Genomic DNA, 22,242 nt, shown 5'->3' with positions numbered 1-22,242 from the left:
ATGTGCAAAGGTGCAAAAAAAGTGGCACTCCATCGCGTTTGTTAATTGGGAATTCTCTATTTTTGCACGGTTTTAACGGATAATCAGTATGAAAGTAGCAATTGTTGGTGCCAGTGGCGCCGTAGGACAAGAATTTTTGCGCATCCTCGCGGAGCGTGAGTTTCCAATCGATGAATTGTTGCTCTTTGGCAGCAAACGCAGCGCAGGAAGAACATATAGTTTCCGTGGTAAGGACATCACGGTAAAGGAACTTCAGCATAACGACGACTTCAAAGGTGTTGACATAGCATTTACCTCTGCTGGTGGCGGCACGTCTCAGGAGTTTGCCGAAACGATTACTAAATATGGTGCGGTGATGATTGACAATTCGAGTGCATTCCGCATGGATGCCGATGTTCCTCTCGTGGTGCCCGAATGTAATGCGGAAGATGCCCTGAACCGCCCTCGTGGCATCATTGCCAACCCTAACTGCACCACTATCATGATGGTGGTGGCACTGCAAGCCATAGAGCGGCTGAGCCATATAAAGAAAGTGCACATTGCAAGTTATCAGAGTGCGAGCGGTGCCGGTGCTGCTGCCATGGCGGAACTTGATGATCAATATCGTCAGGCGCTTGCGGGCGAAGAGGTAACGGTCAGCAAATTCCCACACCAGTTGGCTTACAACGTGATACCCCAAATCGACGTTTTCACCGAGAATGGCTATACGAAGGAAGAGATGAAAATGTACAACGAGACGAAGAAAATTATGCACAGCGACGTCGTTACAAGTGCGATGTGTGTGCGTGTTCCTTCCCTTCGTAGCCACAGCGAGAGCATTTGGGTGGAAACAGAGCGCCCCGTCAGTGTGGAAGAAGCACGTGATGCTTTTGCAAAAGGAGAAGGACTTACACTCATGGATGATCCTTCAAAAGGTATTTATCCCATGCCGCTTTTCTTGGCAGGAAAGGACGATGTCTATGTGGGCCGTATCCGCAAGGATCTCGCCAATCCTAACGGACTGACCTTCTGGATTGTGAGCGACCAAATCCGCAAGGGTGCTGCACTCAATGCCGTTCAGATTGCAGAATACCTTATTAAGGTCGGCAATGTGAAAGGCTGAATAGTTTTAAGGAAATTGTCATATTTATAGAACACCCTTTATAAGGTTATGAGAATATCTTCTCGTAACCTTATAACTTTTTAGATGAAAAACTATTTATCGTTATAGTGTTTTTCAAATCAAAAATAATCTTTAATTTTGCACTATCCCATTAGCCGTAGAGGAGGTGGGAATATACATAAGGATTCAGTCGGAAAAAGGAATGATGGAGATGTATCTCTAAAACCTGCCGATTGAGAAAGGACGTTTACGAACGTTTATCTTCTACTGTCAAATCTCGCAAATTTGTCAATGCCAAGAAGATAGCGCAACGAGGCGTCCACGAGAAGCGTAATCATACGTCTGCTCTGTTTGATGGTATGTCAAACAGTCGTACATTGATATATGCTTTGGCGTGGGCTAACTGGCGTTGCTTATCCTTGGCATAGGGCGATGCGAGAGCCTGACAGTGGGATAGGCAGCAGAAACAGAACTCCCACGTCTTTTTATATCCTGCAAATCATTTTTAATAATCAAGACCAAACGTGGGGAGTTCATAGGCATTTGTTTATGAAAGAATGAAATACCGTTTTTACTTTGTAATATCTATATTCTTGATGATTTCAAATGCAGCAATATCTCAAAACGCTATTGATACTTTAAATCAAGAAAAAACCATCTATCAATTTCTTACAGCCAGATCGTTTTCTGAAACAGGTCTTGTCAGAGCAAATGGTCGAGTCAGTGGTACAGCAACATCTTATGTGCATACCAAAATGGTGGATATGCAAGGAGTGAAAAAACTCCTTCTCCACAATAAATTGGCTTCCGAAACTGCAACTACTCTTTACCCCGTCGTTGTTTGGTATGCGGAGGATAGTTTAACTGTTGTGGGTAGTTACGAGGCGCTTCGAGGAGAAAAAGACTATGAAATAAGTGTGCCAAGTAGTGCAAGATATGCCATAATCAATTCTTTAAAAACTTTCGCTCTCCAAACGACGCGATTAGTCTGTCACGCAGACTATAAATGCCAAAATAATGCACCTGATATAGTATATGTTTCATCGCAATGCGGCAACGACGGAAATGATGGTCTTACTGCAGCAGCACCTGTTTTATCAATAAATCAAGCCAACAGGATACTATCTCCAAGAGGTACACTTGTAATGTTGGATGGAGATTATTATAGTCCTGAAATTGACTTGGCAAATTATGAAGGTTTGATAGGACAAGGCAATGTAAGAATTATCAATGGATTCAAGATAGACAATGCAAATTTAGTTGATACCGTAAAAACACTGTATAGTATAAAGTTACCTTTCTCTGTTCCAAGTACATCTTTCCTTTGGTTACATGAAGTACCGGATACAATAACAAGGATAAAAGAAAATGAGAGACATTTTTTGCATGGTGGCAGAAAATACAGAATGCCATCGACAAGAATATATCATTCCGATGAAAATTACGAAAATTGGCAAAATTCAGATAGCATATTACATTGGACTGTTTCAAACGGTACACTCTATTTTACTGTGCCTCGAGAGACAGATTTGTCTGCAACGCCTGTAGTCGTTCCTCGTTACGATGTGTACTCTTCTTCAGAAAATCACATAACTATTAATAACATAAAAATATTATACTCGTGCCTTCTTCTTAATAATTTGACAGGAAGCCTTGAAAATGTATCTGTTGGTATGTGTAATGCTACAGGTGCATTTAATTTTGCAGGATGCAAAACTATGGATGTCATTTCATGCGAAGCCTTTGGCTCATCTAATGATGGATTTAATACTCATGCATCGGTAGAAAATAATAGCGAAATTAGTTTCGAAAACTGCTATGGTCATGACAATAGCGATGATGGAGAGAGTTGCCATGAATACAGCAAAAGCCATCATTTAGGAGGTTTGTTTGAATACAATGGAAATGGGATTACACCTGCATCAGGTGGCCAAACCTCATGCAAAGAAACAATAACAAGAAATAATGGTCCATGGTATCTTTGGACAGGTACCAACCGTGAAGGTACAGGCTTTTCAGCACAAGGTATATCCTCCACTGAAACAGAAACAGCCATATTTTGTAGAAACTGCATTTCAATCAACAACATTGTGGGATTCAATGCCATCAGAGGAGGTATCAGTTATGCAATAAACTGTTCTGCAACCAACAACTCGAAGTTTAATTTTCTGAATATTCAAAACTTTCAAGTCGGTGATGTTGATGGTAATGGAGTCGTTAATGTTTCGGACATAACAACTTTGGTGAATTATATCCTTGGAAATACATCAAATTCTTTTATAAATGACATTGCAGATATTGACAAAAACAATCGTTTGGATGTTAATGACGTTGTAGGTTTGTTAAATATTATCTTGCAAGAACGTCCGTGATATAATCGTTTGATACACTTTCAATTTATAGCGCTAAAACTGACGCAACAAAGTCAAAGAGTAAGCCATCAAAGATTACTCCCCCTCAAAACACCCATGCATAAAGGCTTCTGGCTAAGTCCATAAAACTCTTACCAGACACCAATAATTTTCAAACTAGCGTTGCCCTAAACTAACAATTTAGCGGTCATCCCAATAAAAACAACAATTCCCGGAAACCATTTTCAGTCGCGGTTTCCGGGAATTGTTGTTTATTTACCTTCTATACTTGTATTCAGGCAGCCTTGGCTGATTTCTGAACCTTGAGGTTGCCAAATCCTTTGCTGAAGAAGTTCAGATGATAGATTATTGATACGTTCCAATAATTCCAACTGTGATTGCCGGGGCGGGTGGAGTAGTTGTGGGGAATCTTGCGCTGCGTAAGTGCTTGATGCAGGTTTTGGTTCACCTTGAAAAAGAAGTCTTCTGTTCCGCAGTCGATGATGATGCCCAGTCCGGGACGTATTTTGTCCACTTGATTGATAACAGTGTGGTTCTCCCACGTTTGCTTGTTGGTATTATAGTTGCCGAGTGCTTTGCTGATTTCCCATCGGGTTGGGAAAGGTCTTATGTCCACTCCCCCCGACATTGTGCCGCACCAACCGAACACGTCCTGATGGCGTATGGCGTTCCACATGGCACCGTGTCCGCCCATGCTTAGTCCTGTGATGGCGCGCTTGCTTGGTTCGCGGAAGGTGGAATAGTGGTTGTCGATGTAATTGACGAGTTCGTTAGAGATGAAAGTTTCGAAGCGCATTTTCGGATTGATGGGGCTGTCAAAATACCACGACCTTTCTCCGTTAGGGCATACAATAATCATTTGCAGTTGTGTGCTTAGTTGGGTGAGGCGCGGTTGTCTGGTTATCCATCCAGTTTCATCATCGCCATACCCATGGAGCAGATACACCGTGGGATATTTGTTGGCTGTGTTGTAATTATCGGGCAGAATTACTACGCAGGCTATGTCGCGTTTCATTGCCGCACTGTGTACCTTGATGGTGTTAACTGGAACAATGTCGCTATCGTTTTGTACACTGTTGGTATTACTTTGTACACTGTCAGTATTGCTTTGTACGCCGGCGGTGTCATTTTGTACACCGATGGTGTCCTCTTGTGTTTTGACGGTGTTGCTGTTTTCTGATTTGCACGATAATGTGGTTAGCAACAAGAGTGCGAGGAGAATTTTTCTGTACATAAATAATAGAAAGATTTTATTGATTTATCATTGGTATATATTCCCTTCGTAGGGGATAGTTGGAACGCAGTTGTTCAAAGAGAGTAGGGTTTTTTTTCAATGCCTCGCTGTCGCGCAGGGGGTTGTAGAATTGCAGTTTCCGCTCCACGGGGTCGCTGGCAGTTATGGTGCCTTCGGGCAGTTCTGGTGGCTGTATGTCGAATTCTTTCTCTATGCCGAAGAACTTTGCTACGGCTTGCAGCGCCATTCTTGTTCCGTTGGCTTTTCCATCAGCACTATAGCCCGCAATGTGGGGCGTACCGATGCAGACTTTGGCGAGGAGTTCGCGGTCGATGTGTGGCTCATTTTCCCAAGTGTCGATGACGGCTTGGCGGATGAGCCCTTCGCTGATGGCTGTCTTAAGTGCCGTAGTGTCCACCACTTCTCCTCGGCTGGTGTTGATGATTAAGGGGCGCTTCTTCAGTCCGCGCATGAAGGCATTTGATGCGAGATGGTGCGTGGGATGTGGACCAGTGGTGGTTAGAGGGGTGTGGAACGTGATGATGTCTGCTGCCTGCTGTATGTCTGCCAGACTGACGAAATAGCCGCCTTCGCGCTCTTGCCGAGGTGGGTCGTTCTTCAGTACACTGCATCCCAGTGCAGACAGTCGTGCAGCCACAAGACTCCCCACGTGTCCCACTCCGACGACGCCCACTGTGCAATCTGCCAGACTGATGACGCCTTCCGTCGACAGTTGCAGCATGGCGCTTTCCACATACTGTGCCACACTCGCAGCGTTGCAGCCCGGGCAGTTGGTCCAGCCGATGCCCACCTCGTCGAGATAGGCTGTGTCGAGGTGGTCGTAGCCGATGGTGGCAGTGGCAATGAACTTGACTGACGAACCTTCTAAAAGTGCCTTGTCGCAGTGTGTTCTTGTGCGGATAATGAGCGCATCGGCATCTTTCACGTCAGATGCAGAGATCTCGCTACCAGACAAATAAACACATTCGCCCAACAGTTCTGCTGCGCCGCGTATGTAAGGTATGGCATTGTCGATGACTATCTTCATACCAGTGTCTTCTACCAAAGTTTGTATTCAGGATGTTCTTTCAACAATTCGAGCATCTGTTCTTTTGTCATGTCGAACTTCGTTTCTTCGAGAGCGAACATGCGGACCTCATAGTCAGAGATGGTTCGTGTTTCTTCATCGACAAAACTATATACCCACGCTGTGAAAATGTTTTCAGGATTGTCGATAAAGATGATTTGAATCAAGAGGCCGCCAAACATGAATGGTTCTACGTTTAAGATGACAAATTTTCCCTTGATGTCGTTTTTGTAAACCTCCAGTTGTTCGTTTTCTTCCTTTCCTTCATTGTATGCGTCGATATACTTGCGCACGGTGCGTATGTATTCGTTGTCCAACCAGTCATCGTCTTCGAAGTCTGCAAAGCGTATGTCGTTGAGCGAGGGTGCCATCGCTGTGCTGTCTTCAAAAACCATCGCTGTGCTGTCTTCAAGGACGGAATCTACAGGTTCTTCTTCCTCAATTTGTGCCGCACAGGGCATAGCAAGTCCTGTCAGGAGAAGAGTCATAAATGTGCAGAAAAAGTACTTTCTCATTTTAGTTTGAAGTATTGGAGTTGATTATTTTTGCATCTTGTGCTGTTATGTCTTCATGACCTTGTCGCAAAGTTACACATTTTTGTTACACACAAGGCTTTAGAGTAGGGAAAAGAAGTTGAAAAAGATGTATAATCCAAAAAAAATGCCCCTTGCAAGCAATCCGTTGCAAGGGGCTTCAAGCATATAGCCTTTGTCATTCATATTCGCTTTTATAGCACCGGAGGATTATTCCTCTGCGGGCTTTTCTTCGTCGCGTGGTCCGCGGTCGCGGCGGTGACGACGATCGTTGCGGTCGTTGCGTTCACCGCGTTCGGGGCGCTGACGGCGAGGTCGGTCTTCCCAGCCTTCTGGTTTCTCTTCGAGTACACGGTGTGAGAGGCGGAACTTGCCTGTCTTCTCGTCTATTTCGAGGAGTTTTACCTGAATATGGTCGCCTTCCTTGATGCCTGCTTCTTCCACTGACTCAAGGCGCTTCCATGCAATCTCGCTGATGTGGAGCAAGCCTTCGCGGCCCGACATAAATTCTACGAAGCAGCCGTAAGGCATGATGCTTACCACCTTGGCGTCATATACTTCGCCAACTTCAGGCACAGCCACAATCGCCTTGATCTTTGCTACGGCTGCATCGATGCTGTCCTTGTCGGGAGCACTGACTTGCACCTTGCCCACACCATCTTCTTCATCGATGGTAACGGTGGCACCAGTGTCTTCCTGTATGCCCTGAATGATTTTTCCACCAGGACCAATAACAGCGCCGATGAATTCTTTAGGTATTTCGAATGCCACGATGCGTGGAACGTGAGGTTTGAAGTCTTCACGAGGTTCGCTAATGGCTTTCATCATCTCTGCGAGGATGTGTTCGCGACCTGCCTTAGCCTGTGCGAGTGCCTTTTCGAGGATTTCGTATGAGAGGCCGTCACACTTGATGTCCATCTGTGTAGCAGTAAGTCCCTTTGCTGTACCTGTGGTCTTGAAGTCCATATCGCCGAGGTGGTCCTCATCGCCGAGGATGTCGCTCAGTACAGCATATTTGTCTTCTCCTGGATTCTTGATAAGACCCATGGCGATACCGCTAACAGGACCCTTGATGGGCACACCAGCATCCATCAGTGAGAGGGTACCAGCGCAAGTGGTTGCCATAGAACTTGAACCATTACTTTCCAATACGTCTGAAACAACGCGAACAGTGTAGGGGAAGTCTGCTGGAATCTGTCCTTTCAAAGCACGCCATGCGAGGTGGCCATGACCAATTTCGCGACGTCCTGTACCACGCTGTGGTTTGGCTTCGCCTGTGCAGAATGGAGGGAAGTTGTAGTGGAGGAGGAAGCGCTGATAACTCTTGTCGAGTACGTCGTCAACGAGTTTTTCGTCGAGTTTCGTGCCGAGTGTACAGGTGGCGAGTGCTTGGGTTTCACCACGTGTGAAGATGGCGCTACCATGAGGCATGGGGAGAGGATCGGCTTCGCACCAGATGGGGCGAATGTCGGTTGTGGCACGTCCGTCGAGACGTTTGCCTTCGTCGAGCACACAGCGGCGCATAGCATCGCGCTCTGTGTCGTGATAGTAGCGGTCGATGAGTGCGTTTTTCTCTTCGAGTTCTTCGGCAGAGAGGTCGGCATGTTCAGCAGCATATTTTTCTTTGAAGTCTTCGCGTATTTTTGTGAAGGCTTCTTCGCGCTGATGCTTATCGTGGTCGCCTGCTTGTGCTATGGCGTATGCAGGTGCATAACATTCTGCATTCACTTGTGCACGGAGGTCTTCATCGTTCACTTCGTGGCAATATTCGCGCTTCACGTCAACACCGAGTTCTTTGGAGAGTTCCTTCTGCAGTTGGCACATCGGCTTGATGGCATTGTGTGCGGCTTTGAGGGCATCGAGGAGTGCGCTTTCTGGCACTTCGTCCATCTCGCCTTCAACCATCATGATGTTCTCCTCTGTGGCACCTACCATAAGGTCCATGTCGGCATGCTTCAGTTGTTCGGTAGTGGGGTTAATAACAAATTCGCCGTCGATGCGAGCTACTCGTACTTCGCTGATGGGTTCCTCGAAAGGAATGTCTGTGCAAGCGAGTGCAGCACTGGCGGCGAAACCGGCGAGGGCGTCAGGAATGTCTATTCCGTCGGCACTGAAAAGTGTTACGTTTACAAAAACTTCTGCATGATAGTCGGAGGGGAAGAGGGGGCGGAGAGCACGGTCAACAAGTCGTGAGGTGAGAATTTCGTAGTCTGAGGGCCGTCCTTCGCGTTTTGTGAATCCTCCGGGGAAACGTCCTGCGGCTGAATATTTTTCTCTGTAGTCGCATTGCAGCGGCATAAAATCTGTTCCGGGTACAGCGTCTTTTGCAGCGCATACGGTAGCCAGCAGCATCGTGTTACCCATACGGAGCATTACGGCTCCGTCGGCTTGTTTTGCCAACTTACCGGTCTCGATGCTGATGGTTCTTCCGTCGGGCAGCGAGACAGTTTTTGTAATCACATTCATCTGATTGTTTCTTAAAAAAATTCTTAAACGTCTTTATAAAATCGTGCAAAGTTAAACATTTCTAACGAAATAAACTTTATTGGTAAACCATTATTTTGTAATTTTGCATTCAATCTGCGCAATCTTCGTTTGCACGCTCTAAAGCAAGCGTTGTTTTTTTACAAAATATAAGTTATATGCCTTCATTGATGCCACGTCAGAATTGGATAGACTGGATGAAAGCCTTCGGTATGGTTATCATCGTGTGGGGACACTGTTTCCCCACGGGGCTCACTCCGTTTATCTATGCTTTCAGTGTGCCGGTGTTTTTCCTTGTTTCGGGCTACCTTACTCGCCATGAGGCAAGTAACGGTGTTTTTTGGAGCAAAGTTTTCTGGACCTTAATTGTGCCTTATCTGATTCTTGTCTCGCTGAAAGTGGCAGGCTATTGGCTCAAGCATCTGGACGATGGCGGAGCCCTGTATTCTGTGGCAGCCATTCTGACCGGTGTTGGCGTTGTCAAGGACTTCAGCGCAACCCTTCCGAGCATTTCCGGTTGTGGTAATCTATGGTATGTTTATGCCCTCGTGCTGATGATAATAATCTTCCAGTACTGCAGTCGTTCGCGGTACTCTATTATAGTTGTTACCGGAATATGCATTGTGCTACAACTGCTTTTTGTGAAGTTAGTTCCACACGACAACTATTCCTGGGCATTACCTGCGGCATTTGGTGCAATGCCTTTCTTTGTTCTGGGACATTGTCTCTCACCAAAATGCGCATTGACGAGTGAAAACTTCAAACTCCGCATGAGTAGTTCGTTGGAGGCAGCCAAACGGAGTGATAAACGCTATGTTCTGCTCTTTCTGGTCATCGTCCTTTTTGCGATTACGGCATCTGTGAGCCACTTCAATGGCGAGGCGTGGATGTACAGGGGAGAATATGGAAACTCTCTCATTCTCTTCTATATCGCTGCACTAACCGGTTCTGCAGCCGTGGTGTGTCTTTCGCTTATGCTTGATGCTATTCGCTCGCGCCTTGTGTCCTATATCTCTATCGGCACCCTCGTCATCCTGACCTTCCATCGCGACGTGATGCATCCACTGCTCAAAATCATCGACAAACAGCAATTTGATATGGCAACGAACGGTATGCTGACCCTACTCGCATCCATAGGAGTGACATTAGTTTTTGTGCCTGTAATTCTATTTCTCAAGCGATTTTTACCCATTGTTCTCGGCAAGCGGAGTGTATAAAGGGATATCTTTCTTCAGGAACGACATTTTTTATACAATAAGAACCCTCTAAACATATTTTTGTGTAATTTTGCACAATGCTTTCATAAATCAAGCGGAGGTCTGAAAAAATATAAAAATCAACATATTTATATACAAAAAAACTATTAACCATGGCAGAATTAACTATTGAAGAAAAGCAACGGGGTAGCGTTGCTCCCCCGCAGCCTTCAAAAGAAGAATCAAAATTCGACAGAAACCGACACATTGCAGGTGCCATTCTTGGTCCGCTTTGTGCGGTCCTTATCTGGCTTACACCGATTGATGCGTTGAAGCCAGAGGCACACCATCTGCTTGCCATCATGTCGCTTGTGGCTATCTGGTGGATTTGCGAACCGGTGCCCATTCCCGTTACCTCGCTCATAGGTCCCACCTTGTGTGTAATCTTGGGCGTTGTGGATATGAAAACGGCTTTCGCTGCTTTCGCAAGTCCGATGATATTCCTTTTTATGGGAGGATTTATCATAGCGAAGGCGATGATGGTGAACGGACTCGACAAACGCATAGCGTATGGTATTATGTCGATGAAATGGGTGGGCGACTCGCCGCGACGCATCTTCATTGCCATTGGTCTGGCATGTATGATGTGCTCTGGCTGGATCAGCAACACCGCCACGGCAGCCATGATGTTCCCCATTGCTCTCGGACTGCTTGAAACCATACGTGAGATGATGGCGAGCCAAGGCAAACAAATTGACCTCTCAAACTATAAATATGCCACGGGCCTTATGCTCATGACGGCATACGCCTGCTCCATAGGTGGTGTGCTCACACCCATCGGTACACCTCCTAATATCATCATGATCGGTTTCCTCGATGAAATGGCGAAAGAAGTTCCTCACGTTTCGTTCTTCAACTGGATGGTTTGGGGTTCTATCGCCATGGTACTTTATTTTTTAGTTGCATACGTGGTGCTTTGGAGACTCTTCCCTGCAGAGGTCAGTCACATAGCCGGTGCAAAGGAATTCATTGCAGAAAAAGTGCGCGGATTGGGCAAGTGGACACGTTCGCAAGTGTGCACACTCATCGGTTTCTCCACAGCAGTGCTTCTCTGGGTGCTGCCGGGTGTCCTAAGCGTGATATATGGCTCCGATTCTGAAATACTGAAGGATTATAACAAGTACTTCCCCGAGGCTGCCGCTGCCATGGTTGGTGCTCTTCTGCTCTTCTTCCTGCCAGGCGACAATGGTCGTCCTGCACTGAGATGGAAACAGGCTGTGGAAGGTGTGGAGTGGGGCACACTGCTTCTCTTTGGCGGTGGACTCGCCATGGGTGGCTTGATGTATACCACTGGCCTGTCGGACTGGATAGGCGAAGGTCTCAAGTTATTGTTGGGCCAGAATCCGTCATCAATAGTATTTGTAGGTATCTTCTGTGTGGCAGCCTTGCTACTCTCAGAACTCACCTCGCACACTGCTGCAACGAACCTTATCGGCCCTATAGCCATTGGTACGGCTCTGTCGCTTGGCATAAATCCGGTGCCCGTGGCTGTAGGTATAGCGCTGTCGTCATCGCTTGGCTTCATGATGCCTGTATCAACACCGCCCAATGCGATTGTTTATGCCAGTGGTTACATACCTATCACGAAGATGATCAAGTCGGGACTTATCATCGACATTATTGGCATCTTCCTGATAACTATACCCATTGTTCTGCTGCTCGTCAACTTGGTTCTCGGAAACTGAAGTTAACGCGCTGGTAAAGGCAACTAAAACAGGCACAGGTTTTTCTCCTGTGCCTGTTTTAGTTGTTTAGGTACTTAATGGACTATTGTGCTTGCTCGCTGAGAGCGATTTCTGCCTGCATTTTCAGTTCATCGTTGCCAGGATAGCCCATGTGGGTATAGGCGATACTACCATCCTTTTTCAGGATCATATAATAGGGAATACCCGATATGCCGAATTGGTTGAGAACGGTTTTCCATTGCGCATCAGGCAAACGGTAATGGTCGCCGGCGATACCCTTGTACATGGCATCGAAGTCAGCCTGAGGCGATGTATCACCAGTTACGTAAACGAAGATGGCACCTTTTTTTACCAATTCATCCTTGATGGCATCGATTTGCTTCATTGCCATTCGGCATGGTCCGCACCATGTAGCCCAGAAATCGAGGACAACAACCTTGCCTTCGTAATTTTCGGCAATGGCTTTGAAAACTGCTTTGCCAGTCAGGCTGGCATCAATTTTCTTGAGGACAGCCTTAGGTGTCTGTGCGGGTTGTTCGTTCTCGGGTACAACCTCTTCGATGCCATTACTGTTCTTTCCACAACTTGTTCCTACCATCAGGAAGGCTGCAAGCAACATTAAAAAAGTTCTTTTCATTTTCTTATTGTTCATTATTATGTTCTTATTTTAGATGATGTTGAATGATTGGAGTTTAAAGGGTATTCTATATATTGAGGTTTTTTTGTTTATGATTAGTCTTGCTGCTTTTTGGTTCTTTTGGGCATCTTTTGACTTGACTTCTTGGAATATAGCCCGCTATGCACCTGCGAACTTAAATCAAAATCTACACCAAAATAACTCAAAAATCATTCAAGCCTAATTTATAGAACAGCCTTTAAAGAGTATCGAGACTATTCCTTGATGCGGCGCACCATCTCGCGGAAGATTTCAGCCATGCGTGGCTGTGCAGCATCTGCTGCGCGCTGCACTTCCTCATGGGTAATTTTCACAATCTTGCCTTCCACACCAAGGTCGGTAATGACGCTCATACCGAATACGCGAATGCCGCAATGGCGCGCTACGATAACTTCAGGAACGGTGGACATGCCCACAGCATCGCCGCCAAGGATGCGGTACATCCTGTATTCGGCAGGAGTTTCGTAGGTTGGTCCAGAATCGCTCAAGTAAACGCCTTCCACGGTTCTTATGCCTTTTTCTTTGGCAATCTGGCGTGCCATGTCGAGGAATTCGCGGTCGTAAGTTTCGCTCATATCCGGGAAACGCGGACCTGTGGGGAAGTTCTTGCCGCGAAGTGGGTGTTCCGGCTGGAAATTGATATGGTCTGTGATGAGCATTAAGTCGCCAATTTCAAAGTCAGGATTCATTCCTCCTGAAGCATTGCTGACGAAGAGGTTCTTGATGCCCAGTTCGTACATCACACGGATGGGGAACGTTACTTCCTTCATGGAGTAACCTTCATAATAGTGGAAACGGCCCTCCATAGCAAGGATGATTTTTTCGCCAAGTTTCCCGAAAATGAGTTGTCCCTTGTGGCCTTCCACAGTGGAAACCGGGAAATTGGGTATGTCTTCGTAAGAGAAAGCGTCTATTACTTCTATTTCTTTGGCAAGGCGGCCAAGCCCTGTGCCGAGGATGACGGCTGTTTTAGGACGCACCTTTGTACGCTCCATAATCCATGCCGCTGATTCTTTGATTTTTGTCATCATGGTTCTTTGCGTTTTTTAGATTGTTTGTTTTTTTTATGTCTGATGATATTATATGCCGAATAGTCCGTTTTCCAAGACTTTTTTGAAATTATCTGCATCATCGTGCAGGAATTCCACTTCTATGGGCTGAACGTAGATGGACGAACGCATTGTTTTAGGCATTTCGTGCTCAAGTGCCATAAGTTTCGGTGCATCTTTTTCAGTCGTAATAATGAAGTCATGGCCCGAAAATTTCTCGCCAATGCGTTTGATGTCTTCTGTCTCGAAACGGTGGTGGTCGGGAAAGCGCAGCAATTCCACCTGCGCACTCGTCTTGAGGTGAGAAACGAGAGGAGAGGGGTGCGCTATGCCTGTTACAGCCAGAATCTTTCCGCCAGTAAATGGTTTCGCTTCGCTTTCAAAGAGCGGATAGGGCGCGCCGTAGGTACTCGTGGTGAAAAACAAGTGCTGTGAAGCGAAAGGCTTAGTGCGCTTGTTGAGTAGTTGGAAATCGATGGGTTTCAAGTCGGCAGGGCATTTTGTGACAATGATGATGTCAGCCCGTCGCCGGCTGGTCATAGGCTCGCGCAGGCGTCCTTCGGGCATGAGGTGGTCATCGCAATAGAGCCGGTTATAGTCGGTCAGCAGAATGTTGACATCTGGCTTCACGTAGCGGTGCTGATAGGCATCGTCGAGGAGAATGGCTGCCACGCTGTCTTTTTTCAGGATTTCCTCAATGCCTTCACCGCGGTCGGCATCCACTGCCACGATGGCTTCGGGAAACTTGCGCTTCATCTGACTGGGTTCGTCGCCACAACGAAGCGGCTCATTGCCGGAATTGACCCACTGAAAGCCTTTGCTCTTTCTGCCGTAGCCACGGCTCAGTACGGCTATCTTGCCATGCCGTGAGAGCATGCGATAAAGGTATTCGGTGTGAGGTGTCTTACCTGTGCCGCCTACTGCCAGATTTCCTATGGCTACGATGGGTACGTCAAATTTCCGCTGACGAAGCACGTTGGCATCGAACAGGAAGTTGCGAAAGCCTACCACACCACCGTAAATCCATGAAAATGGGCGAAAAAGTATTGATATTCCAGGCATAAACCTACCTCAATTTTGATTATCTTTTACTTCAGATTGGGCTCGAATGGTATTTTGGCTTGCAGGCAGTCTTTGCCCTTGATGGAATAAACATATCTTAACGGCTCATAGTATTCGCCCAGTGCCATTTGCATGTGATTCTCAAGATAGTCTCTGCTAAGAGCGTCGTTGAGTTGCATATACCATGGTAGTGGTATAGGGAACGATACGGCTTGGTATTTGTCCACTTTCGCACGCTTTGCTGCTTCAGCAATGGCGTCATCTAATGTGCCGAGTTTGTCCACAAGATGCAGTCCGAGCGCTTGTGATCCTGTCCATACGCGACCTTGTGCTATGCTGTCGACATTGGCTGTCTGCATCTTCCTGCCTTCTGCCACTCGCTTTAAGAATAGTCCGTATCCACGCTCCACATAGGCTTGCAGTGCGGCACTTTCTTTTTCGTTGAAACTACGACCCATGTTGCCAAAGTCGGATGCTTCATTAGTCTTTACCACATCGAAATGCAGTCCCAGTTTGTTTGTCATCAGACCGCTGACATCAGGTATCAGGCCGAATATGCCAATGCTGCCTGTGATGGTGGTGGGTTCTGCCACAATGTAGTCCGCTGCACACGACATGTAGTAGCCACCGCTTGCAGCCAGACCACCCATTGATACGACAACAGGTTTTTTCTTCTTCAACTGGCTGATGGCGCGGTGCATCTGTTCGGAAGCGTAGGCACTGCCGCCGCCTGAGTTGATGCGGATGACAACCGCCTTGATGTACTCGTTTTCAGCCAATTCGTCGAGGTCCTTGATAACTTTCTGTCCCACAATCTCGCTTTCGCTGCCAAATGCAGTCGATGTGGCTTCATCAACGATGTTGCCACTGGCATAATATACTGCAATAGTCTCGCCGTCAGCCGCACCTTTGTGCAGTTCTGCAAGTTGGGCTGGACTTACAAACGTTACCCTTTCCTCGCCGCTCATCTTACGCAGCATGTCGCGTACTTCGTCAATGTAGGTCAGTTGGTCAACCAACTTCAATGCTTTGTATTCCTTGCTGTCTTGGAACATGACGTACCGGTCAACAATGGCGTTAAGAGAATCTACATTTATCGAGCGAGACTTGCTAATGTCTGTTGAGATGACTTTCCAAATATCGTTGATGTAAGATGTAACTTGCTCTCTATTGGCTGGACTCATTTCTGTAGCAATGAAAGGTTCAACAGCGCTTTTGTAAGTACCCACACGGAATACCTGCATTTTTACACCCACTTTGTCGAGCAATTCCTTGTAGAAAATAGGGGTAGAAGCCACACCATGAATGTCGAGCATACCCTCAGGGTTGATGAGTACTTTGTCTGCAACCGAACAGACATAGTATGCGCCCTGGCTGTAGTTGTCGCCGTATGCCACAATGAATTTCTTGCTCGTTTTGAAGTCGAGTAGTGCTTTGCGGAGTTCTTCTGCACTTGCATAGTCGGACATCATGGCACCTGCATCGATATAAATGCCTTTTACGGCATCATTCGTTTTGGCTTCCTTGATGGCTTCCAGAATATTGTCGAGACCCTGCTGCATGAGATTCTTATTGCCAAGAAGTTGTGCCAAGGGATTATCTACCGTCTGGTCCGAAAGCGTGCCTTTGAGTTCTATTCTCAGCACAGAACCATCAGTCACCTTACCTGTTCCACTTGAAGCAGAGAGGGCTATCAGCATGATGAAGAACATGAGGAATGTGAAAAGACCCATAATCAGCATACCCACTATCGTGGCAAGTACGTATTTGAAAAAATCTTTCATATTTTTATTTATTCTATTGAAAAAGAATTGATGTCTTGGTTATTCGCGTCTTGATAATTATTTTATGACTAACTCCACAGGGCAGTGATCGGAGCCGAAAATGTCAGAGTGTATGCCAGCACTTTCGAGGCGGTCTGTCAGTCGGCTGCTCACCACGAAATAGTCGATGCGCCACCCGGCATTCTTTTCGCGGGCGCGAAAACGATACGACCACCACGAGTAGGCACCTTCGGTGTCAGGATAAAAGTGGCGGAAAGTATCTACAAACCCCGCGTTGAGCCATGTGGAGAACTTGGCGCGTTCTTCATCGGTGAAGCCGGCATTTTTTCGATTAGTCTTGGGATTTTTCAGATCTATCTCTTCGTGAGCCACGTTCAGGTCGCCGCATACTATGACAGGCTTCTTTGCATCGAGCACCTTCAAGTATGCCAGAAAATCGTCTTCCCAACGCATGCGATAGTCCAAGCGCCGCAAGCCATCCTGAGAATTGGGTACGTATGCTGTAATGAAGAAGAAATCTTCAAACTCCAAAGTAATGAGCCGGCCCTCGTGGTCGTGCTCATCAATGCCCATGCCGTAGTTCACGTTGATAGGTTTGAGACGTGTGTAGATGGCTGTGCCGGAATAGCCTTTCTTTTCGGCATAGTTCCAGTATGATTCGTAGCCCTCGAACTCCAGATTCAACTGACCTGCCTGCATCTTCGTTTCCTGAAGGCAAAAGATGTCGGCATCGAGCGAAGTGAAAGCATCAGAAAACCCCTTGCCGTAGCAAGCCCTAAGCCCGTTAACATTCCATGAAATAAATCGCATTGTTTTCTTATTTTGAGCAAATTTAGTTAACTTCTGTCATTTGAACAAAGTAATCCAACATTTTTTCGTAATTTTGCCGACCCAAGCAATGCTACTTGGTTTTCATACACAGGAAACAATGCAATGAAAAGAATACTCACATTCATATTGTCGTCGTTTATCATCTCTTCATCTTTGGCTCAGGGACAAAACTTCGTGTTCTCTGTTAATGAGAAGAATCACAAGTTTGGTAATGTGCTCTGGAAGAATCCGGTAACAGCCACATTCGTCGTTTCAAACAGGTCAACATCTCCCTTCAGGATAACCAATCTTGAGGCAGATTGCAACTGTACGGCAGTAACTGTCAGCAGCAGTGAGGTCCCGGTCGGTGGAAATACTAAAATCAAAGTAACCTACGATGCAAAAATGCTCGGTACTTTCATCAAAAACATCAGGATGAAGACCGACCTCAACGACAAGACTTACTATCTGAGAATCTCGGGAAGAGTGGTGGCAGACGTTAATGAAACGGAAACAATAAATAAGAAGGGCAATGAAGGTGAGGATTATGGTAAGCGTGAAGTGTATGCATATAAGATAGGCAAATTGCAACTGAGTACCGACAATGTCGATTTCGGAAATGTTTATCAAGGCGAAACGGCAAAGGCACTGCTGAACATCTATAATGGCGGCGATGAACCATACAAGCCTGTCGTGATGCGTATGCCGTCCTATCTGTCGGTGAGTTGCGAGCCTGAAGTCATCAGACGCGGCGAGACCGGTACGCTGACCTTCGCTTTCAATACAAACGAATTCATTGACTATGGCATCAAGCGCGATAAAGTGTTCTTAAGCCTATACGATGGCGACCTGATGGAAAAGGACAACGAAGTGGAATTCACTGCCACTATCCTCCCACTCATCAACTCCGTAGGTAACGACTTGAGCAGTATGCCTATAGCCAAAATAGATACTATAGTGGACTTCGGGCAGTTTAAGAGCAAGAAAAAGATGTTCAAGACTATAGAAATCAAAAATATAGGACATGATGATCTCGTACTTAGTCACGTCGAGCCATACAATAGCGGAATAGCAGCCGTGGAAGTGAAGGATGCCACGTTAAAGCCTAATCAAAAGACAAAGATGAGAATTACCATCACTCCCGACATCTTTACCGATAAAGGCAAACGCGACATTCTGCTCCTATCAAACGACCCAAGCAGGCAGAAAATCATTGTCCACATCAATGTGAAGCCGTAAATGGCACGAAGAAAACAGAAAGTTATGACAACGAAAGGCGGAAAATAAGCAACAAAAGCAATTTTTTTCAAATTCATTTCACATATTCCGCTTAATTCATTACTTTTGCACCGCAAAAATCGGAGAGTAGCGCAGTTGGTAGCGCACTACGTTCGGGACGTAGGGGTCGGGCGTTCGAGTCGCCTCTCTCCGACATCATAATAAAGATGCAGGACACAATGCCCTGCATCTTTGTTATTTTCGTTACTTGTTTAGGTGATAGTCTTGGATTTGTCTCCGATTATTGACAAAATGATTTTGCCTTATTATGACAATTTCAAATCCGTCATTTGCATCAGATGGATATTTCGCCGCTGCCGATGCAGATGGTTCTGGTTTTGTCGTAGATGACGCCGAATTGTCCGGGGGCTATGCCTTGTATGTCGCGTTGGCTGGTGATGTGGTAGGTACCGTCGGACTGTCGGGTGATTTTTCCGTCGGCGAAGGTGTCGGTATGGCGGATTTTGAAGGCTATGTCTATGCCTTCTGTGGATAGTTTTGTAGCGTTTTCCGGCATTTCACTGTTTTCCCATGGGTTGCGCGCGATGAAGTGCAAGTCGGCGAGGTTGAATTCTCTACCATATTGCAGGAGGGTGTCATAGCCTTGTGATACATAGATGACATTGTGCTCCACGTCCTTGCGTACGACGAACCATGGTCCACCGCTCAGTCCGAGCCCTTTGCGCTGTCCGATGGTATGGAACCAAAAGCCTCTGTGTTCCCCTATTTTGCGTCCTGATGCTATGTCGATGATGGCACCTTTCTTTTCGCCGAGGAAGCGGCGTACGAACTCGTTGTAATTGATTTTTCCGAGGAAGCAGATACCTTGGCTGTCCTTACGATGCGCACTGGGAAGTTTGGCTTCTTCGGCTATCCGTCGCACTTCTTCCTTGGGTAATGGTCCAAGTGGAAGCATGAGTTTGGAAAGTTGCAAGTTGTCGATTTGTGCAAGGAAGTCCGTTTGGTCCTTTACTGAATCTACTGCTGTACCGAGCCATCGTCCCTTACTGAATTCGGGGCTTGGCGCACCGATGCCGTTTTCGATGATTGTGCCGTAGTGCCCCGTGGCGATAACGTCGTAGTCGCGTCCTGCCTTTTCTTCAAAAGCGCCAAACTTGATGAGTTTGTTGCACATCACGTCGGGGTTGGGTGTCAGTCCGCGTTTTACGCGGTCCATAGTGTATGCTACGACGTTATCCCAATACTCTTTCTGCAAGTCGATTACTTCGAGCGGCAGTCCGTAGCGGGCAGCCGTGGCTTGCGAGAGTTCTATGTCTTCTTCCGCTGTGCATGAGAGAACTTCACCGTCCATGCCTATGCGGATGTAGAAGAGGTCGGGCTTGAGCCCCTGTTCGCAGAGCAGATGTGTTACTACAGCGCTGTCCACACCGCCCGAGAGCAAAACGCATATCCTTTTGTTTTCCATTTTGGCTTGAGTCAGAGTTTGTGAGTTTTGAGATATTCCATGATATTGGCCGGAGGCAATTCCTGGCGTAACTGCTCAGCCATATATTCCATGTAGGGTGCCACATGGGCGAAGTATTTCTTATAGCCTGCACAGAGGTAGTTGAGATTGTACTCTCCTTCTGTTTTCACGAATCGGTTTTTGGGGCATTCCCCGTTGCAGGCGAATTTCCATTTGCATGCCAGACATTGCTTGGGCAGTTGTGTCTTGAGTTTACCGAACTCTGTTTGCTGTTCGCCATACATCATGCTTACAAGCGACTGCTCGCGTATATTGCCGAGTTTAAATTCCGGAAACACAAAGTGGTCGCAGGCATACACATCGCCATTAAATTCCATTACTGCTGCATGTCCGCATGAAGCGCCAAAGGTACAAATACTTGGTTGCTTGCCCATCCAGTTGGCGAGTGTACAGTCGAACGTCAGCACATAGTATTCCGCCACATCGTTGCGCACCCATTCGTCGAATATGGTGCAGAGGAAATTTCCCCACTGCTCCGGCGTAACGCTGAATTCTGCCAGAGGGGCACCATCATCTGTAAGATTGGCGAGATGAGGCAAACTCTTGTATTTGGCTGAGCGTTTTTTCGTTTTTATCGCTTCAGCATCACCCTCCACTATGCGTTCCACTATGGGTGTAAATTGTATGTAACGACAATTTATCTCTTTGAAAAAGTGATAAACATCAAGCGGATAGTCGGCATTGAAGTCATTGACTACAGCAAGTGCGTTCCATTCCACCTCGTGCTTATTGAGCAGTTCGATACCCTTCATCACTTTGTGCCACGATGGTAATCCTTGCCGTGTACGCCTGTATTCATCATGAAACTCCTGCGGGCCATCGATGCTCACGCCAACCAACCAATTATTCTTGGCGAAGAACTCACACCATTCGTCTGTGAGAAGCGTGCCATTGGTCTGTATGCAATTATCTATTTGCCTTCCTTCGGCATATTTTTGTTGCAGGCGCATGGCTTTCTCGTAGAACGCGATGGGTCGCATAAGCGTTTCTCCGCCATGCCATGTAAAGAGCACGCTCTGCATCGTCTGCGCACCTATGTATTCGCGTATGAACTTTTCGAGGAGTTCGTCGCTGATGATGTGGCGCGGCACACCGTCGTAGAGATTGGCTTTCTCCAGATAGTAGCAGTACTCACAGGCAAGGTTGCAATGCGCGCCGATTGGTTTTAGCATCACATATAGCGGTCGGGCAAAGGGGGAATAGTCCATTCTTTTTCTTGTTTATCGTCGATGACGACGGTGATAACGATGTCTGTGATAACGGTTTTTTCTTGGAACTTTCGACTTGACAAGTGTCTTTCCCAAATCTATCGAATCTTCCTTTTCGGATTTCGCGACAGGTGCCACAACTTCAGGTTTCTCTTGGGGAGGTTCGGGGCTTTTGGTAGAATCGGTCGTATCTATGGGAGTAACCACATTTTTCGCATCGGGCAGTTTCTCTCCTGGTTTGAGTTCTTGGAGTTTGAATCCTTCATCGAGCAGACGTCGGGCATCGGCATTTCGAGTTTCCCTGTCGGGTGTTTGCATGACCACTGCGATTAGTGTCCTGTCTCCTCTACTTGCCGCTACGACAATGCAATATCCTGCCTTTTGGATATATCCCGTCTTGATACCTATGCAGCCTTCGTAGTCATGGAGCAAATCGTTAGTGTTCTTGCAAGTGTCTATGAAGGAATTTTTCTTTTCTATCCTGATATTGTCATACTTTGTGGCAACAATGATTCGAAACCAATTGTCTTTCATGCAATAACGGGCGAGGTTAGCCATATCGCGTGCTGAAGTATAGTGTTCCGGATCATAGAAGCCTACGGGGTTCATGAAGTGAGTGTTCTTCAGTCCAATTTGTTTCGCTTTGATGTTCATCATATCGATGAACGATGTGTCGGGTGAAGAGAAGTGGTTGGCTATCATATATGCCGTACCATTGTCGGAGAGCATCATCATCTCCTGCAGGGCGCGCCGTAGTGTCCACGTCTGTTCGTTCTCGAAATAGTAGGAGTTCTTGAGACAAGTGTCGCCCAATGTCATTTGTTCCGTCATGTCGCCATGCTCCACTGCCAAGATGCAGGTCATCATCTTCGTCAGACTGGCTGGCGACGTTCTGGCATCCATATTTTTACCATAAAGTATGTCGCCAGTATTCATGTCCATGAGTATGGCATAATCAGCTGAGAGCGTAATGGTATCAGGCACATGCTGGAGATGCACTTCTGCGGCAAGAGAGTCCGTCTGTTCTCTTTTTTCGGTGTCCTGTGAATTTCCCCCATCCGGCTTACACCCTGCTACAGTGAGAAAAACGAGGATTGATGCTAATAATAAATGTGATGCCCTTTTCATTGGAAAAT

Annotated in this window: 17 protein-coding genes and 1 tRNA gene; 6 read left to right on the top strand and 12 right to left on the bottom strand. The window is 46.6% G+C overall.

Annotation, left to right across the window (positions count from 1 at the left end):
- The first annotated feature begins 88 nt into the window (after positions 1 to 88).
- Both C7Y71_RS05205 and C7Y71_RS05200 read left to right on the top strand, forming a co-directional pair.
- Complete coding sequence (locus C7Y71_RS05205; RefSeq protein WP_111897330.1) at positions 89 to 1,102, top strand: aspartate-semialdehyde dehydrogenase; 1,014 nt, start codon at positions 89 to 91, stop codon at positions 1,100 to 1,102.
- A gap of 557 nt (positions 1,103 to 1,659) precedes the next feature.
- Positions 1,660 to 3,474 (top strand): dockerin type I repeat-containing protein, encoded by a 1,815-nt coding sequence (locus tag C7Y71_RS05200; RefSeq protein WP_146739311.1) that lies wholly within the window; start codon positions 1,660 to 1,662, stop codon positions 3,472 to 3,474.
- Positions 3,475 to 3,748: 274 nt separating this feature from the next.
- Here C7Y71_RS05200 and C7Y71_RS05195 read toward each other — a convergent pair whose 3' ends face one another.
- The 4 genes from C7Y71_RS05195 to pnp form a co-directional block, all read right to left on the bottom strand.
- On the bottom strand, positions 3,749 to 4,708 hold the full coding sequence (locus C7Y71_RS05195) for an alpha/beta hydrolase (protein WP_226943572.1): 960 nt from the start codon (positions 4,706 to 4,708) through the stop codon (positions 3,749 to 3,751).
- Between the two features lie 16 nt (positions 4,709 to 4,724).
- Complete coding sequence (pdxB, locus tag C7Y71_RS05190) at positions 4,725 to 5,756, bottom strand: 4-phosphoerythronate dehydrogenase PdxB (protein WP_111897440.1); 1,032 nt, start codon at positions 5,754 to 5,756, stop codon at positions 4,725 to 4,727.
- Between the two features lie 11 nt (positions 5,757 to 5,767).
- On the bottom strand, positions 5,768 to 6,310 hold the full coding sequence (locus C7Y71_RS05185) for a hypothetical protein (RefSeq protein ID WP_146739310.1): 543 nt from the start codon (positions 6,308 to 6,310) through the stop codon (positions 5,768 to 5,770).
- Between the two features lie 228 nt (positions 6,311 to 6,538).
- Positions 6,539 to 8,794: a polyribonucleotide nucleotidyltransferase gene (pnp, locus tag C7Y71_RS05180; RefSeq protein WP_111897327.1), complete on the bottom strand. Its 2,256-nt coding sequence runs from the start codon at positions 8,792 to 8,794 to the stop codon at positions 6,539 to 6,541.
- 176 nt (positions 8,795 to 8,970) lie between these two features.
- Between pnp and C7Y71_RS05175 the strand changes: the two genes are divergently transcribed.
- Complete coding sequence (locus C7Y71_RS05175) at positions 8,971 to 10,029, top strand: acyltransferase family protein (RefSeq protein WP_111897326.1); 1,059 nt, start codon at positions 8,971 to 8,973, stop codon at positions 10,027 to 10,029.
- Between the two features lie 152 nt (positions 10,030 to 10,181).
- Positions 10,182 to 11,753: an SLC13 family permease gene (locus C7Y71_RS05170; RefSeq protein ID WP_111897325.1), complete on the top strand. Its 1,572-nt coding sequence runs from the start codon at positions 10,182 to 10,184 to the stop codon at positions 11,751 to 11,753.
- Between the two features lie 82 nt (positions 11,754 to 11,835).
- Here C7Y71_RS05170 and C7Y71_RS05165 read toward each other — a convergent pair whose 3' ends face one another.
- The 5 genes from C7Y71_RS05165 to C7Y71_RS05145 all read right to left on the bottom strand — a co-directional run bounded on the left by C7Y71_RS05165 (position 11,836) and on the right by C7Y71_RS05145 (position 17,134).
- Complete coding sequence (locus C7Y71_RS05165) at positions 11,836 to 12,390, bottom strand: TlpA family protein disulfide reductase (protein ID WP_111897439.1); 555 nt, start codon at positions 12,388 to 12,390, stop codon at positions 11,836 to 11,838.
- A 254-nt stretch (positions 12,391 to 12,644) separates the two neighbouring features.
- A complete protein-coding gene (locus C7Y71_RS05160) occupies positions 12,645 to 13,460 on the bottom strand; it encodes a purine-nucleoside phosphorylase (protein WP_111897323.1) in 816 nt (271 codons plus the stop codon).
- Positions 13,461 to 13,508: 48 nt separating this feature from the next.
- A complete protein-coding gene (gene lpxK / locus C7Y71_RS05155; protein ID WP_111897322.1) occupies positions 13,509 to 14,540 on the bottom strand; it encodes a tetraacyldisaccharide 4'-kinase in 1,032 nt (343 codons plus the stop codon).
- A gap of 26 nt (positions 14,541 to 14,566) precedes the next feature.
- Positions 14,567 to 16,324 (bottom strand): signal peptide peptidase SppA, encoded by a 1,758-nt coding sequence (sppA, locus tag C7Y71_RS05150; protein WP_111897321.1) that lies wholly within the window; start codon positions 16,322 to 16,324, stop codon positions 14,567 to 14,569.
- Positions 16,325 to 16,381: 57 nt separating this feature from the next.
- Positions 16,382 to 17,134: an exodeoxyribonuclease III gene (locus tag C7Y71_RS05145; RefSeq protein ID WP_111897320.1), complete on the bottom strand. Its 753-nt coding sequence runs from the start codon at positions 17,132 to 17,134 to the stop codon at positions 16,382 to 16,384.
- A gap of 123 nt (positions 17,135 to 17,257) precedes the next feature.
- Here C7Y71_RS05145 and C7Y71_RS05140 point away from each other — a divergent pair, with 123 nt between their 5' ends.
- Both C7Y71_RS05140 and C7Y71_RS05135 read left to right on the top strand, forming a co-directional pair.
- Complete coding sequence (locus C7Y71_RS05140) at positions 17,258 to 18,373, top strand: DUF1573 domain-containing protein (RefSeq protein WP_111897319.1); 1,116 nt, start codon at positions 17,258 to 17,260, stop codon at positions 18,371 to 18,373.
- A 120-nt stretch (positions 18,374 to 18,493) separates the two neighbouring features.
- Positions 18,494 to 18,566 (top strand) — tRNA-Pro (locus C7Y71_RS05135).
- 141 nt (positions 18,567 to 18,707) lie between these two features.
- On the opposite strand, the gene mnmA is transcribed toward C7Y71_RS05135, so the two are convergent.
- The 3 genes from mnmA to C7Y71_RS05120 are packed head-to-tail and all read right to left on the bottom strand — an operon-like array spanning position 18,708 to position 22,234.
- Positions 18,708 to 19,838 (bottom strand): tRNA 2-thiouridine(34) synthase MnmA, encoded by a 1,131-nt coding sequence (mnmA, locus tag C7Y71_RS05130; RefSeq protein ID WP_111897318.1) that lies wholly within the window; start codon positions 19,836 to 19,838, stop codon positions 18,708 to 18,710.
- 11 nt (positions 19,839 to 19,849) lie between these two features.
- Positions 19,850 to 21,106 (bottom strand): anaerobic sulfatase-maturation protein, encoded by a 1,257-nt coding sequence (locus C7Y71_RS05125; protein WP_111897317.1) that lies wholly within the window; start codon positions 21,104 to 21,106, stop codon positions 19,850 to 19,852.
- Between the two features lie 12 nt (positions 21,107 to 21,118).
- On the bottom strand, positions 21,119 to 22,234 hold the full coding sequence (locus C7Y71_RS05120; protein ID WP_111897316.1) for a D-alanyl-D-alanine carboxypeptidase family protein: 1,116 nt from the start codon (positions 22,232 to 22,234) through the stop codon (positions 21,119 to 21,121).
- Positions 22,235 to 22,242: the final 8 nt, after the last annotated feature.

The organism is Pseudoprevotella muciniphila (assembly GCF_003265305.2).
In the GTDB taxonomy this organism is placed as follows: domain Bacteria; phylum Bacteroidota; class Bacteroidia; order Bacteroidales; family Bacteroidaceae; genus Alloprevotella; species Alloprevotella muciniphila.
This window is presented reverse-complemented; position numbering and strand designations above follow the sequence as displayed.